Raw genomic sequence first — 12254 nt, forward strand, 5'->3', positions numbered from 1 at the left:
TGTATTTAACACCAAGACATAATATAACACAGCTTTATGCGACAATCAAGAATCCTTTACAGCTTTGCCGCGAAATTTTAAAAACAGCTCGATTTCTGTCTTACCGCTCTTCATCCGTTTGGCAATTTCCGCGGGAGTGAGCCCCTGTTCATATAATTCTGCAACGCGTTCTTCAAACGAATGCGTGCCGCTGTTTTCCTCACTTTCGGCCTGTTCCGTTGCACTGATGAGTTTTTCCATGTGATCCGGAATATCAGGCTCTTTTTGCGGTTTGACGGGCCGGGATTCCGTGTCTTCTGCGTCCGGCGCTTGATCAGCCCGGTTTTTGGCATCTTCGAGTCTTTCATTTTCTTCTTTTAACTCAAGCAGAAACGCAGCAAGGGTGTTTTCCGTCTCTTCAAGAATCTTCTTCTGCTGACGCTCCGTCTCCTTGAGGGCTGAAAACCTCGTATACAGAATAATGACAGCATAAAGCAGTATGCCGTGAAGCACAAAGCTCAAAAGCCATAATAGTGTTGACATGTTTTTCACTCGCTAACCATGAGTTCATTATTGAATTACTTTTTCAAGCAGATGCTTTAATTTAAACAGCGCCTTTGAATGAATCTGCGAAATCCGGGAGGTCGAAAGATTCAGGACTTGTCCGATTTCGGTCAGTGTCAGTTCTTCTTTATAAAATAAGCTGACGACAAGCTGTTCTTTTTCAGAGAGCTCGTGAATTTTGCCCGCAAGCTGGGCGATCAGCTCGTCCTTCATGATTTTTTCTTCCGGCGGCACATTTTTGTCATCTCTGATCATGACTTGAATATTCTCACCGTCATCCTGGTCGTGAAGCTTTTCATCAATTGATAAGAGATTGGCAAAAAACCCTTCATTCATCGTTGATACTACGTCCTGCTCCGTCATCCCCAGTTCTTCTGCGATCTCTGAAGGCGTCACATTCCGAAGGTAGCGCTGTTCAAGTTTTTCGATCGCCGCTTCGACTTTTTTTGTCTTCTCCCGTGAAGTTCTGGGCAGCCAATCTTCTTTACGCAGCCCGTCGATGATTGCACCGCGAATTCTAAACGAGGCATAGGTATCAAATTTTAAATCCCGGCCGGGGTCAAATTTTTCTAGGGCATCATATAAACCAAGCATACCAAGGCTCATTAGATCGTCTTTATGCACCGACTTCGGCAGTCCGACGGAAATTCTGCCGACATGATATGTGACCAGCGGCATGTAACGGCGCATTAAATCATCACCGGCTTTAGGATCTTTCCACTCTTTCCAGCGCGACCAAAGCACCTGATCTTCATAATTCAAGGATTGCATTGTTATCCCCCTACCTCATACCTTAATTAAATCGTTGTTTCACCTTGTTTAACAGTTCGGATGTGCAGCATGCAGGACTTTGGCTCAAATTCAATCGTCCGGCCGCTTGAGCCGCCGGTATCTTCACTGATGACCGGAATGTTATACAATGAAAGCTGTTCTTTAATGGCCGCTACGTTCCTTGGGCCGATTTTCATCAGATCGTTTGTCATTTTAAACTTAAACATCTCCGCTCCCCCTGCGAGCTTTGCCTTCAGGGCAAACTTGCGGCATCCGGCTTTCAAAAGCATGTCAATCGTCGTCTTTACGGCGGTGTCTGCATATTTTGCGCGGTTCAGTTCCGCTGTTTTCGATAAACCGGAGTCCGGCAGCATCACGTGAACGAGTCCCGCCGTTTGTTTGTCTTTATCGTATAAAACCAGTCCCACGCATGAACCGAGTCCCGAAGTCCGGATTTTATCCGGATAACGCGCGATTTGAACATCCGCAATCCCCACTTTAACAACTGCGGCTTCCGCACGGCTCATAAAGCCGCACCCAATGAGACGAAGAGCTTTTCAAAAGAATCATAGTCCGGAAGCATAAACATATGGGCTTTGAGCTCCTGCTGGCTGCCTTGGTCAAAAATAGAAGTATCCACGACAATGGCATGTTCCCCGACTTGGCTGAGCTCCATCAGTCCTTCACTGATAACCGCACCGAACATATCCAGTGAGATTTCCGGCACACTCGGATAAATCTCGAGCTTCGTCAAATCAGCCAATGCCGTTAAATAGGAACCTGCTAAAATATTGCCGAACTCATGTAAAGCAGAAGAACTCAAATGATCCTCACCCAACTGGTCAATATCAAAATCCGGATTTCCGATCAGCTCTCTGATAAACTGTTCCGCTTGATCAAAAGGCATGATGAGAAAGATAGAACCGGTCATGTCGCCTTCCATTCTTAAAAAGATACTGGCGACCGGCGTTTCGGCACCTCCGAAAAAATCAGCGAGCTCATCAAATGTCAATAAGGTCGCAAACGGCACTTCCATATCTATCTTTCTGTTCAGCAGCTGAGCCATGGCAGAGGCTGAGTGACCCGCCCCGATATTTCCGACTTCCCGCAAAATATCCATCTGCTCTTCTTTGATCGCTTCAAACTTACTCATGTTGTCTTATCCCCTTTAAGCATTCGGCTCTCCGGATGCAGATGCAGAAGCACCTTTATCCAGCACCGCATGCGCATCGATAATATTGAGGAGCCTGTTATCTTGCTTGACGATCTGTTTAATCCACACATCCGCTTCCTTTGTCTGGCTTTCAGGCGCGGATTCAATTTCATTTTCATGCACGGTGATGACGTCATTAGCCTCATCCACAACCCACCCGACATCGGCGTCGCGGTAAGAAATAATGATAATCCGCGTCTCTTCTGTGATGTCCTGTTCAGGCTGGTTCAGACGTTTTCTTAAATCAAGAACCGGCGTAATCACCCCGCGCAGATTGATAACACCGCGGATATAAGGTTCCACACCCGGGACTCTCGTCGGTTTTTGCCACTTTTCAATTGATTTCACTTGGGAAACTGAGATAGCGTATTCTTTCCCGTTTATCATAAACACAATCATTTTTTCACCTGTTTTGATTTCAGCAGTCATAAGGGCACCTCCTCGTGTCGTTTTAGTAGATCAGCGCATTGCAATCAATAATCAGCGCCACTTCTCCGTTTCCGAGAATCGTAGCGCCGGAAATCGCAAAGACGTTCGTTAAATAGTCTCCGAGTGATTTCAGTACGACTTCCTGCTGGCCGATAAAAGAGTCCACGACAAAAGCAGTAGATTTATCGCCCTTTTTCACGACGATCACATGGAACTGATCCGCATCCTGTTTTGAATCCGTAATGCCGAATTCTTTTTTCAGGTAGACAATCGGAACAATCTGTCCTCTGAAATCAATCACTTCTCTGTCATGCGTCTGCAGGATATCTTTCTTTTCGATCACAGCCGTCTCTATAATAGAAGAGATCGGTATCGCAAATGTCTCTTCTTCAAGTTTAATGAGAAGAACGGAGATAATTGAAAGTGTCAGCGGAAGCTGAATACTGAAAAGAGAACCCTGGCCTTCCGCGGATTTGACACTGACCGAGCCGCCGAGTGATTCAAGTTTGTTTTTCACAACGTCCAGGCCGACACCCCGGCCTGAAATATCAGAAATTTGATCGGCAGTCGAGAAGCCCGGAGCAAAAATAAGCTCGTAAATCTCATTATCTTCAAGCGTTTCGGCATCACGTTCGGTGATGACATTCCGTTCGAGCGCTTTTTCGAGAATTTTCTTTCTGTTCAGGCCGGCCCCGTCATCTTCAACCTCAATAAAGACATGGTTTCCGCTGTGATATGCTTTAAGCACGACATGGCCAGATTCCGGTTTTCCTTTATTCACCCGCACTTCAGGCGCTTCGATGCCGTGATCGATGCTGTTTCTGATTAAATGGACAAGCGGATCGCCGATTTCATCAATCACCGTGCGGTCAAGCTCTGTTTCAGCGCCGATGATGGACAATTCAATTTTCTTATTTAGTTCCTTTTGAAGCTGGCGGATCATTCTCGGGAAACGGTTAAAGACGGTTTCTACCGGAACCATCCGCATATTCAAAATAATAGATTGAAGGTCTCCTGAGATTCTGGTCAGGCGTTCAACGGTTTCAGTCAATTCATTGTGATCAAGCTCTTTGGCGATCTGCTCAAGACGTCCGCGGTCAATGACAAGCTCTTCAAAAAGGTTCATTGAAGAATCCAGTCTTTCAATGTTGACACGAATCGTTTTCGAGCCGCTGTGATGCTTCGGCTGTTCTTCCGTTTTCATTTGCGGGTTCGGCTGCTTTTCAGCCTTTTTAACCGGAACGTCCTTCACCGGTTCAGCTGCTTGCGGTTTTTCGGCCGTTTTTAACGGCGCACCGGCAGAAACTTCGACGTTCTCCACTTCTGAAATGCCGCTGATGAGGTCTTTAATTTCCTCAGCAGACTGCTTTGTCAAGAAGCACACCTGAAAATCCGTTCCGAAATCTTCCGTCTCAAGCACTTCCGCAGCTGGTATCGTTTTTGCGACTTCACCCGCTTCATTCAGCTTTTCAAATATCATGTACACGCGAACGGCTTTGAGCATGCAGTTTTCATTCAGGGAAACCGTTATTTCATAGCGGCTGAATCCTTGCTCTTCTGCCTCTTCGATGACAGTCCGTTCGAACTCATCATAATTCCATTCAACTGAAGCTTGTTTCGTTGAAGCCGGCGGTTCTGCTGTTTCAGCTGAAGCGGCAGTCTCATGCACCGCGTTTACATCGAGTTTTGCGCTCACTTCAGAAATATCACGTTTGCCGTCTCCTCCGTCAATAATGGACTGCACCATCTCTTCAAGATGATCCAGCGCTTCAAACAGCACATCCAGCCAATCTGATGTGACCGGCATCTCTCCGTTGCGGATGGCGTCCAGCACATTTTCCATCAAGTGAGTTAAATGCGCCAGATCAGTATATCCCATCGTTGCGCTCATGCCTTTCAGCGTATGGGCAGCTCTGAAGATGTCATGCACAATCTGAAGGTCTGACGGATCTTTTTCCAACAGCAGCAGCTTTTCGTTACATGTCTGTAAGTGCTCTTTACTTTCATCAATAAAGACATCTAAATATTGATTCATATCCAATTGATTCACACCCTCTCTTTTTTCACACATCCGGTGATGGATGCCGCGATTTCTTCCACATGTTTAATCTCATGAATGAGGCCCGCTTTTATTGCTGACTTCGGCATCCCGAACACAACACAGGATTCGTCGGATTCCGCAATCGTTTTAACGCCGCCTGTTCTGAGCATTTCTTTCACGCCTTCGGTTCCGTCGCTGCCCATACCGGTCATAATAACGGCTACCTTTTCATAATCGGACAATCGGCTTGCCGAACGAAACAAATAATCGGCCGACGGTTTATGCCGGCTTTCCGTATCATGAACGTCAAGAATGATGCGGAGCCTTCCGCCTTCCTCGGCAACCGTCATATTTTTTCCGCCGGGCGCGATGTACACCCATCCGTCTTTCGCCTCTTCACCGTTTTCCGCTTCTTTAACCTGAATATCTGACAAATGGTTGAGTCTGTCTGCAAGTGAAGCGGTGAAGCCTTCAGGCATGTGCTGCACGACAAATACAGGCGCCTGTAAATCCTTCGGAAGCTTCGGAATCACCTTTTGCAAAGCCCGCGGTCCGCCTGTAGAGGTCGCAATGAATACGGCCTGCTTAGCAGATTTTGCTTTCGGCCTCTCAAATCCCACAGCAGCCGGACGTTCCGGGGTGAAGGGCTCTTTCACCGCCGGCTCAGTCTCTTTTGCGAAGGACAGTCCCGCGGCAATCACCCTTTCAATCAGCTGTTCTTTAATTTTATAAAGATCAAGTGAAATCGCTCCGGAAGGCTTGGTGATAAAATCAAAGGCACCCATTTCCAGGCAGTTGATCGTTCGGTCTTTTCCTTGCTGCGTCTGACTTGATACCATGATTACGGGAAGTTTGTATATGCTGATGATTTTCCGCAATGTATCCGTTCCGTTCATGACCGGCATTTCAATATCAAGCGTGACAACATCCGGCTTGAGAAGCTCTATTTTTTTCAGCGCCTCTTCTCCGTTTCTGGCTGTCCCGATGACTTCTATCTGCACTTCCGCAGCCAGAAAATCGGTAATCATTTTTCTCATAAAAGCTGAGTCATCAACGACAAGCACACGAATCACTGTAAAGTCCTCCTCATTAAAAAAGAAGATAATCTCTCAATAAATGCCGGTTTCTCTTCTCTTGGTTTGTTTTCTTCCGTTTGAAACAAGACATCCGTCAGAAGACGGACGGACCTGCTGGCTTTTGCTTGAGGACTTTTTATTAAAAAAGGCACCTGGTCAATGACAGCTTGACTTACCAGCGGATCATCCGGGATGGAGCCGGCGAAACGCACCTCCGCGCCTAAAAACGTGTGAATCGCGTAAGAAAGGCGGCTGTATGTGTCCAGCGCCTGTTTTTGGGCCCGGGCGCGATTGACGGCAATGTTTACGGTCAGCCGCTCATCCGCGAGGGTGAGATGTTTGATCGCGCTGTAGGCATCCATAATTGCCGTCGGCTCAGGCGTTGTCACGGCGAGAATGTCTTCAGCCGATAAAATAAACGGCAGCTGTTCTTTTGAAAGTCCCGCTCCCATATCAAACAGAACGTAATCAAAATCGCTTAATACAGCGGAAAGACCATTCATAAAAGCCGACCACTTCTCTCTGTCAGCTTGATAGATCGCCTCAAGCCCCGTTCCTCCGGATATGTACCGAAGGCCTTTCGGACCAGAGGACAGTGATTGAGCCAACGCGTACCGATTCTCCATCACATCAATAATAGTGCGGGGAGATGACGCACCGATCAGCACATCAATGTTGCCCATCCCGATGTCAAGATCAATGATGAGTGCTTTTTTTCCTTTTTCCTGCAGGGCAACAGCCATGTTTAATGTTAAATTAGATTTTCCGACGCCGCCTTTGCCGCTGATGACGGCTAATGTCTTCGCTTTTTTTTCATAAAACTCCGGCTTGGCCATTTGCCGCTGTCTCATTTTTCTTCTTAATGACTCTGCCTGATCGGGTTTCATGTCAAAAGCATCCTGACAAATTGTTCTGGTGAAGCCGACAGGATGTCTTCAGGCACATCCTGTCCATTTGTCAAATAGGCGGCCCCGATTCTCGATTCAGAAAGCACTTGAAACACGGAGCCAAGTGAGGCGGTTTCATCCGTTTTCGTAAAAATGAATTGATTGACCGGCACACCGGAAAATTGTTTCAGCACCTGTTTCATATCTTCATATTTTGCAGATGAAGATAATACGAGAAAGGATTGTAAGCCTGCTTCAAACGGAATCATCTCTTGCAATTCCGTAATATACTGCTCTTCTTTAAAGTTTCTTCCGGCTGTATCAATGAAAACATGGTCATATTCAGCGAATTTTTCCTGCGCTTTCAGACAGTCTTCCTTTGAATAACATACTTCAAGAGGAGCCTGAAGCAGTTCCGCATATGTCTTCAGCTGTTCGACTGCGGCAATCCGGTAAGTATCCGTCGTCATAAATGCAATTTTTTTGTGCTCTGTCAGCGTTGATGCGGCAGCAAGTTTTGCAAGTGTGGTCGTTTTGCCGGCCCCGGTTGAACCGAAAAGCACGACGTATTTTGATTGAATCCCTTCCTGCCACCTGTCTGCTGAGGGGAGTTTTTTCACTAACAAATCCTGCAGTTTCAGGCTGACATTGTCTTCAGTTAAATCACCGGCGGCAATCGAAGAACGTAGCAATTCACTCAAAACGGCGTTTTGCGTATGATCAGGAAGACCTGCTTGCTTCAGTAGTCTCTCGGCTTTTTTTATTGGTTCGGGGAGCACTTCTTTATAACGCGCCAGATCACCGGATGTACCATGATCCGGAAGATGCGGCGGCTGAACAGGCTCGGCTTTTTTCGCCGTTTCCGTCTTTTTCATATCTTCACCGGGAGCCGGCGGCGTTTTTCTCGTTTCCCTGACGTCACGATCTAAAACGGCGACCACTTCAACAGCCGGCTGCGACCGCAGCCCCAGCCATTTTCGCTTCTTTACTTGTTTGGAATGTAAAATGACGGCATCGTTGCCGAGTTCCTTTTTAATTTGCTTCGCGGCATCCTGCATTGAAGCGGCTGTAAATTTTTTTATTTTCATTAAATATCCACCACTCCAATGCTCTGTACTTCAACGTTTGCTTCCAGCTCATTATAAGAAAGAACCGGAAGATCAGGGAAATAGCGTTCTAACAGCTGTTTTACATACATTCTGACAGCAGGCGAACAGAGAAGAATCGCCGTCTCCTGCCGGATGGAAAGCTGCTCGGCCTCTTTAGCGACAGAACGGATGATACTGTCTGAAACCTCAGGATCAAGCGACAGGTAATTGCCCTGTTCAGTCTGCTGCACGCCGTCTGCAATTGCTTTTTCGACCCGGCCTGAGCATGTGATGACTTTCAGCGTTTCATGCTCTCTCGCATATTGGGCCGTGATTTGTTTGGCAAGCGACTGTCTCGCGTATTCCGTCAAAAGATCTGAATCGGTCGTTAATCTTCCGTAATCGGCAAGTGTTTCAAAAATGGTCACCAAGTTTCTGATTGAAACTTTTTCTCTCAGCAATTTAGCAAGCACCTTTTGAATATCGCCGACAGAAAGAGGATTTGGCGTGACTTCCTCAACAAGCACGGGATAATTTTCCTTCAGATGATCGATCAGCTGCTTTGTTTCCTGTCTGCCGACCAGTTCATGGGCATACTGCTTAATTTTTTCCGTAATATGCGTAGATACGACTGACGCCGGATCAACAACTGTATACCCCAGCATGTCCGCTTCATCTTTCGCAGCTTCGCTGATCCATTTTGCGGGAAGCCCGAATGACGGTTCAATCGTTTCAATTCCTTCAATCACGTCATCTTCAGGTGTCGGTGACATCGCTAAGTAATGATCAAGCAGGAGCTCTCCTTTAGCGACTTCATTGCCTTTAATTTTCAATCTGTATTCATTCGGCTGAAGCGCGATATTATCCCTGATGCGCACAACCGGAATGACAAGCCCTAATTCAAGCGCCAGCTGGCGTCTGATCATGACGATGCGGTCAAGAAGATCACCGCCCTGCCCCGCGTCTGCGAGCGGCACCAATCCGTATCCGAACTCAAATTCAATCGGATCAATATGTAAAAGCTGCACAACGCTTTCCGGGCTTTTCAGTTCATCCGCCTGAGCCTCTTCTTCAAGAATTTCTTCCTCTTCTTCGCTCGGCTTATCCGTTTTGGACAGCTTATAAGCGCCGAATGCAAGCAGACCGGCAATCGGCCCCGTCAGCAGAATCCCGATCGGCGTGAGAAGACCAAGCAAAAGAACAGTTCCCGCGGCTACATATAAGAGCTTCGGATAAGCGAACAGCTGGCCTGTAATATCATGACCGAGGTTCCCTTCAGATGCCGCTCTCGTCACGACAATCCCCGTAGCCGTTGAAATAAGCAAAGCCGGCATTTGAGAAACGATACCGTCACCGACCGTCAGCATTGTAAAGTGAGAAGCAGCTTCTTGTATGCTCATCCCCTGCTGCAGCATGCCGATTACGATCCCGAAAATAATATTGATCATCACGATGATGATACCCGCGATCGCATCCCCTTTGACAAATTTGCTCGCACCATCCATCGCGCCGTAAAAATCCGCTTCCCGGGCGACTTTTTCACGTCTGTGTTTCGCGTCCTGCTCCGTAATCATGCCGGCGTTTAAATCCGCGTCAATACTCATTTGTTTTCCGGGCATCGCATCGAGCGTAAATCTCGCCGCCACTTCCGATACCCGCTCGGCGCCTTTTGTAATGACGATAAACTGAATAATAATCAAGATAATGAAGACAACAAGCCCTACCAGCACATTTCCGCCGACAACGAAATTCCCGAATGTCTCAACAACCTTTCCCCCTTCTCCGTGAGAAAGAATCGAACGAGTCGTCGACACATTGAGCGCAAGCCGAAACAGCGTCAATAACAGCAGCAATGACGGGAATATCGAAAATTGCAGCGGTTCTTGCATATTCATTGTGGTGAGAAGCACGATCAACGCAAGAGAGATATTAATGATGATCAATATACTTAACAACCATGGAGGGAATGGAATCACCAGCATTGCCACAATGAGGACAACACTTATTAAAACCGATAAATCTCTTGTTGACATGCTGTTTTTCTCTCCTTTTGAATCTGAAATTCACTATACTTTTTGTTTTGTTTTATAGACATAAGCCAAAATTTCCGCAATGACTTTGAAAAACTCTTCCGGCACGGCCTGGTCGATGTCAACCTGATCATATAACGCACGCGCGAGCGGCCTGTTTTCAATCGTCATGACATCATGTTCTTTGGCGATCTGCCTGATTTTTAATGCGAGATGATCGACCCCTTTGGCAACAATATAAGGGGCATCCATTTTCTTTTCATCATATTTTAGAGCGATCGCATAGTGGGTCGGGTTGGTAATGATGACGTCAGCTTTCGGCACTTCCTGCATCATTCGCCTCATCGCCATTTCCCGCTGCTTCTGCTTAATTTTGGACTTGATAATCGGGTCGCCCTCCGATTTTTTGTATTCATCTTTTATATCCTGCTTTGACATTCTGATGTTTTTCTCATAGTCAAAACGCTGATATAAGTAATCGAGCCCGGCCAGCAGCATTAAAGCCCCTGAGCCCGCAAGCCCCATCCAAAGAGTGAGCTTAGATACGAATGTGAGCACTTCCGCAGGCGTTAAAAGCGGAAGGCGGAGAATATCGCCATAATGCAGCCAGAGCACCATAAAGGCGGCAAAACCGACTACGGCAATCTTCAAAATCGATTTAACCAGTTCAACAATCGCCCTCATGCTGTATATCCGCTTAAATCCTTTCAGCGGGCTGAGCTTGTTCAGGTCAGGTTTGAGAACTTCTGCAGAAAACAGAAAACCCACCTGCATGTAGTTGCTCACGACACCTGCCACAAGCGCGACCAGCATAATCGGCGCGAGGATGAGGCTGATATCTTTCACTGTATCCACAAAAAGCTCATGCACGTTAGACGCTGACAGATCTAACGCTATCGATTTCGTATAAAACGTTTTAATAAAGGACAGCAGCCTGTCCCGCATGTAAGGGCCGAGCGCGATCAGCGAAAGAAAGATAATCAGTAAAGAAACGGCTGTATTCACATCCGTACTTTTCGGGACCTGACCTTTCTTTCTTGTATCTTTTCGTTTTTTCGGGGTGGCTTTCTCCGTTTTTTCACCGGCAAAGAATTGCAGATTCAGTCTGAGTCTCATCACGTCACACCGACCAATGCCAATAAATTTCGCATTGTTTCAACGGTAAGGCTGAAGATATTGCGGACGAGGACAAACATCACCGCCATACAAACGATCAGCATAATAAAACTCACGGCTATTTTCAGAGGAAGCCCGACAACGAAAACGTTCAGCTGCGGCACCGTTCTCGCCACAATGCCAAGCGCCAAATCAACTAAAAACAGACTGGCCACAACCGGCGCAGACATTTGAAAAGCGATAATAAACATGGCATTGAAGCTTTTTGCGATAAAAAGTCCAAAGTGCTCATTTCCAAACGACGGAAATGCCTGATCAAGCGGAATATACTGAAAGCTGTAATAAATCCCGTCCAATAATAGATAATGGGCGTTTACGCTGAGCATAAATAACAGTGCCAGTGTATAAACGAATTGGCCGATCAGCGGGCTTTGCGTTCCTGATTGCGGATCAATGACATTCGCGATGGAAAAACCCATCTGAAAATCAATAAAGGAACCCGCGATCTGAATGGCTGCCAGCATCATGAAAGCAATCAGCCCGAGGCTCAAGCCTACAACGGCCTCTTTTATGACAAGCAGCATATACTGTTCCCCTATGTCAACTGACGGCGCATGTTTCAGCGTACTGAAGCAGATCACCGAAAGAAAGAAAGCAAACCCGATTCGGTGAACCGCCGGCAGGTTCCGGTGCCCGAATATCGGCACCGTTACAAAAAAAGCAGAAATTCTAATAAAAACCAATAAAAAAGCGGGAAATAAATCAATGATGGAATTCATTTGATTCTACCCTGCAAATCGGTTCAGATGAGAGAACAGATCAGTTGTAAACGAAAGAATCGTCGACAGCATCCAAGGACCGAAAAAGATCAGTCCGAGCATTACCGCCACGATTTTCGGAATGAACGCAAGCGTCTGTTCCTGGATTTGAGTTGTCGCTTGAAAGATACTGACGAGCAAACCGACGATCAGCGCGATCGCAAGCAGCGGCCCGCAGATCATCAGTGTTACGTATACGGCTTTTTCCGCCATGGAAATTACAAATTCTGAACTCACAATTA

Annotated in this window: 13 protein-coding genes; all 13 read right to left on the minus strand. The window is 46.7% G+C overall.

Annotation, left to right across the window (positions count from 1 at the left end):
* Positions 1 to 45 precede the first annotated feature (45 nt).
* From Y79_RS0101460 to fliQ, 13 genes are read right to left on the minus strand one after another with little or no spacing between them, the layout of a single operon-like run.
* Entirely contained in the window at positions 46 to 522 is a 477-nt protein-coding gene (locus tag Y79_RS0101460; protein ID WP_016936100.1) for a DUF6115 domain-containing protein, read from the minus strand.
* Positions 523 to 549: 27 nt separating this feature from the next.
* Entirely contained in the window at positions 550 to 1314 is a 765-nt protein-coding gene (gene sigD, locus Y79_RS0101465; protein WP_003154217.1) for an RNA polymerase sigma-28 factor SigD, read from the minus strand.
* 26 nt (positions 1315 to 1340) lie between these two features.
* The gene (cheD, locus tag Y79_RS0101470) at positions 1341 to 1841 is read right to left on the minus strand and encodes a chemoreceptor glutamine deamidase CheD (RefSeq protein ID WP_016936101.1); all 501 of its coding nucleotides are present in this window, start codon (positions 1839 to 1841) and stop codon (positions 1341 to 1343) included.
* Positions 1838 to 2467: a CheY-P phosphatase CheC gene (gene cheC / locus Y79_RS0101475; RefSeq protein WP_016936102.1), complete on the minus strand. Its 630-nt coding sequence runs from the start codon at positions 2465 to 2467 to the stop codon at positions 1838 to 1840. The genes cheD and cheC overlap by 4 nt, the downstream gene beginning before the upstream one ends.
* 15 nt (positions 2468 to 2482) lie before the next feature.
* On the minus strand, positions 2483 to 2956 hold the full coding sequence (gene cheW / locus Y79_RS0101480) for a chemotaxis protein CheW (protein ID WP_016936103.1): 474 nt from the start codon (positions 2954 to 2956) through the stop codon (positions 2483 to 2485).
* A 22-nt stretch (positions 2957 to 2978) separates the two neighbouring features.
* Positions 2979 to 4997 carry a chemotaxis protein CheA gene (gene cheA, locus Y79_RS0101485; protein WP_016936104.1) on the minus strand — a complete coding sequence of 673 codons (2019 nt, stop codon included), beginning with the start codon at positions 4995 to 4997 and terminating at the stop codon, positions 2979 to 2981.
* 5 nt (positions 4998 to 5002) lie between these two features.
* Entirely contained in the window at positions 5003 to 6070 is a 1068-nt protein-coding gene (locus Y79_RS0101490; RefSeq protein ID WP_016936105.1) for a protein-glutamate methylesterase/protein-glutamine glutaminase, read from the minus strand.
* Positions 6067 to 6960 carry a MinD/ParA family protein gene (locus tag Y79_RS0101495; protein WP_016936106.1) on the minus strand — a complete coding sequence of 298 codons (894 nt, stop codon included), beginning with the start codon at positions 6958 to 6960 and terminating at the stop codon, positions 6067 to 6069. The genes Y79_RS0101490 and Y79_RS0101495 overlap by 4 nt, the downstream gene beginning before the upstream one ends.
* Entirely contained in the window at positions 6957 to 8048 is a 1092-nt protein-coding gene (locus Y79_RS0101500) for a flagellar biosynthesis protein FlhF (RefSeq protein WP_016936107.1), read from the minus strand. The genes Y79_RS0101495 and Y79_RS0101500 overlap by 4 nt, the downstream gene beginning before the upstream one ends.
* Positions 8048 to 10081: a flagellar biosynthesis protein FlhA gene (gene flhA / locus Y79_RS0101505; RefSeq protein WP_016936108.1), complete on the minus strand. Its 2034-nt coding sequence runs from the start codon at positions 10079 to 10081 to the stop codon at positions 8048 to 8050. Before flhA ends, Y79_RS0101500 begins: the two co-directional genes overlap by 1 nt.
* Before the next feature lie 33 nt (positions 10082 to 10114).
* Positions 10115 to 11194, minus strand: a complete 1080-nt coding sequence (gene flhB, locus Y79_RS0101510; protein ID WP_016936109.1) for a flagellar biosynthesis protein FlhB — start codon at positions 11192 to 11194, stop codon at positions 10115 to 10117.
* Complete coding sequence (gene fliR, locus Y79_RS0101515) at positions 11194 to 11973, minus strand: flagellar biosynthetic protein FliR (protein ID WP_016936110.1); 780 nt, start codon at positions 11971 to 11973, stop codon at positions 11194 to 11196. Before fliR ends, flhB begins: the two co-directional genes overlap by 1 nt.
* 6 nt (positions 11974 to 11979) lie before the next feature.
* Positions 11980 to 12249 carry a flagellar biosynthesis protein FliQ gene (gene fliQ, locus Y79_RS0101520; RefSeq protein WP_013352270.1) on the minus strand — a complete coding sequence of 90 codons (270 nt, stop codon included), beginning with the start codon at positions 12247 to 12249 and terminating at the stop codon, positions 11980 to 11982.
* Positions 12250 to 12254: the final 5 nt, after the last annotated feature.

Origin of the sequence: Bacillus siamensis KCTC 13613 (assembly GCF_000262045.1) — a bacterium.
In the GTDB taxonomy this organism is placed as follows: domain Bacteria; phylum Bacillota; class Bacilli; order Bacillales; family Bacillaceae; genus Bacillus; species Bacillus siamensis.